1 protein-coding gene is annotated in these 1,520 nt (G+C 20.9%); it reads left to right on the top strand.

What is annotated here, in order from left to right; genetic code table 4:
- Window positions 1-193 precede the first annotated feature (193 nt).
- Window positions 194-1,369, top strand: coding sequence for a YitT family protein (locus tag T405_RS03540; RefSeq protein WP_036431365.1), 1,176 nt, complete (start codon window positions 194-196; stop codon window positions 1,367-1,369).
- The last annotated feature ends 151 nt before the right edge of the window (window positions 1,370-1,520 follow it).

Genomic DNA, 1,520 nt, shown 5'->3' with positions numbered 1-1,520 from the left:
ATTTTTCTTTTGCATAAAAAATCTCCTAATATGAATATTTTAAATTAAATATTTGCTATTAAGAGAATTTACACAAAATTAACTACACTTCCTTTGAAAATATTCAGAAACATTCTGGATATTTTTATTATCTTTTAGTCTTAAAAAGTTATATTAAATATAATATAAATCTTATTTATGTTAAAATAGTAAAATGAAAGATAATCAAATAAGATATTCACGTAAAAGAATGAATTCTTCATTATTAATTCTTGGTTTTTTTTATAAAATAAATACTCCTTGAAAAAAATTATTAACATTAACAATCATAGGAATTATTGCATCCATTTCTGGTGTTTTATTATTGCAAAATACTGGTTTATATGCTCTTGGAGCTGAAGCTATAGGACAAAGTTTTGGTAATTTAGTTTATTATCTAAAAGATTCCAAAATATTATTTGACATAATATTTTGGATAATGTATTTTATATTTAATATTCCTTTATTCATTTTGTCTTATTTAAAAATTTCTAAAAATTTCACTTGATATAATATATACTTTATATTCATTTACTCATTTTCAGGTTTATTATTTGCTAGTATTCCTGGAATAGAAAAAATATTTATTTTTGCTAATTTAGATGCAACTTTATTAAATGAAAATCCATTATCACAACTATACAAAGAATATAATATAAGAGTTGTATTGTGAAATAATCCAAGTGATAATTTTAAACAATTATCAATATTTTTATATGCTATATCTTTTGGGTTAATTCAAGGACTTGCGACTGTAACATCATTAATTTTAGGTGCATCTACTGGTGGTTATGATATATATGGTGTTTATGCTGCTAAAATTAAATTTAAAGACATATCATCTATTTTTTTTATCTTAAATATTATTTCATTATTTATTGCTAATATAATAGGAACATACATTCCGACTTCTATTGCTATTTCTAGTATACAAAACAAGGTGGGTGGTGATATTCAAAAATATCAAGAAATATTTAATTATAATAAACCATGAGGTTTTGATTTATTTTTTAATCCTAATTTTGTTTCTGGTATATTCATGTTATTAGTAAATGCTATTTTTGTTAATTTAACTTTCCCTAAATACAAACTTGTTCAAACTCAAATTTATTGTACAAACCCATTTGAATTAATACAAGAAATTAATGAAAAAACTCATAGAATATATACTTTCTCTATTCATAAAATAACTGGTGGTTATTCTAAACAAGAACAATTTATGATTACAACTAATACTCAATATCTAGATGCAGTTGGATTATTTGAAGAAGCAAAAAGTATTAATAACAATTTATTTATCAGTATCATTGATATTAAAAAGGGTGATGGTTTTATTTTTGTGGAAGAATAATTCAAAAAATATTCAATTTAACACAACAAAAGTTAATTTTTATAAAATTGCCTTTGTTTTTTTTGATTAGATATAGATGTAATTTTATTATAAATAAAATTATAAAAATAAAATTAGAGGTTTTATATATGAGTAAAAAAACTAAATTAAT

The sequence above is a fragment of the Mycoplasmopsis felis ATCC 23391 genome (assembly GCF_000701865.1).
GTDB lineage: Bacteria > Bacillota_I > Bacilli_A > Mycoplasmatales > Metamycoplasmataceae > Mycoplasmopsis > Mycoplasmopsis felis.
Note: the sequence above shows the minus strand (reverse complement) of the source record. Positions and strands in the feature narration are given on the sequence as shown.